1 protein-coding gene is annotated in these 1,490 nt (G+C 76.3%); it reads right to left on the bottom strand.

The features are described from left to right. Positions 1–200: 200 nt before the first annotated feature. Positions 201–1,286 (bottom strand): S1C family serine protease, encoded by a 1,086-nt coding sequence (locus ACFW1I_RS22320; RefSeq protein WP_384672647.1) that lies wholly within the window; start codon positions 1,284–1,286, stop codon positions 201–203. Positions 1,287–1,490 lie beyond the last annotated feature (204 nt).

Consider the following 1,490-nt stretch of genomic DNA (forward strand, 5'->3'; position numbering starts at 1 on the left):
CTCCTCCCCACACCCACACATCGCCCCCCCGCGTGGCGGCGCGCCCCCTGGGGCGTCTGCGGGTTTGCTATTATCGGGGGGGGGGCCCCCCGCGGGCCCCCCCCCCTTCCCGTACGCCGCCCCTTCCCGTACGCCGCCCCTTCCCGTACGCCTGTCTCGTCCCGTACCCGACCCCCGCCCCCTTCCCGCACCCGGCGCCGTCACATCTCGCCGAGCGTGACCTCCGCCTTGCGGGTCTCCCCGTCCCGCACGTACGTCACCGACACCACGTCCCCCGGGCTGCGGTCCGCCAGGGACTCCGCGAGCGAGGTGATCGTCGTGATGTCGTCGTCCGCGAGCCGGGTGATCACATCGCCCGCCCGCAGTCCCGCGTCCGCCGCCGCGCCGCCCGCCTCGGCCTCCACCACGGCCACGCCGGCCGGCTCGTACGCGTCGTCCAGGACCGTTCGCCCGGTGATGTCGAGGGCGGCCCGGCCCGAGTCGGTGACCTTGCCGTCCTTGATGATCTGGTCGGCGACGGTCCGCACCATCGAGGCGGGGATCGCGAAGCCGATGCCGGGGGCGGCGCCGCCGCCCATCGCCGGGTCGCTGGCGGCGAGCGTCGGGATGCCGATGACCTGGCCGTCCAGGTCGACCAGCGCGCCCCCGCTGTTGCCGGGATTGATCGCGGCCGAGGTCTGCACCATGTTGCCGATGGTGGCGCCGGTGCCCCCGTCGGTCCGGCCCTCGCTGACGGTCCGGCCGGTGGCGGAGACGATGCCCTGGGTGACGCTGCCGGAGAGGCCCAGCGGGGAGCCCATCGCCAGCACGATCTGCCCCATCTCGACCTTCGCGGAGTCGCCGAACCGGGCCGGCTTCAGCCCGTCGGGCACCGACTCCAGCCGGATCACCGCGAGGTCCTGCTCCGGATAGGTGGCGACGAGCCGGGCCGCGACCGGCTCCCCGCCGGTGGCGGCGGTGACCCGGAAGCTCCGTTCCTCGCCGACCACGTGCGCGTTGGTGACGATGTGCCCCTTGTCGTCGTAGACCACCCCGGAGCCGAGGCTCTCCGCCGCGTCGATCTGCACCACGGACGGCAGCACGTCCTTGATCACGGCCTGGTAGTCGTCCTGGAGGTCGTTGGCGGCGAGCGGCGCCGCGGCCTGCGCGGTGGACCGCCCGGGCGCCGCGGACGTCCCGGAGTCCGCGGAGCAGCCGGCGGTCAGCGCGGCGGCGCAGACCCCGGCGGCGAGGGAGAGGACGGTACGGCGGACACGGGTACGCGCGCGGGCGCGGGAGACATCCATGTCCGGAGTATCCGTTCCGCCCCTTTCGCCCGTCCCGGTGGGCGCCGCCGAACAGGCGTACTCCGCGCGCAGCGGGGCAGGGGTACGGACCGGGACCAGGCGCTGCGCGAAGGGGGGGGGGGGGGGGGCGCGGGGGCGCGCCCCGCCCCGCCGCGGCGGGTGGGGGGGGGGGTGGGCCCCCCCCCCCCCCCCCCCGCGAGCACG

The organism is Streptomyces sp. NPDC058955 (assembly GCF_042741435.1).
GTDB lineage: Bacteria > Actinomycetota > Actinomycetes > Streptomycetales > Streptomycetaceae > Streptomyces.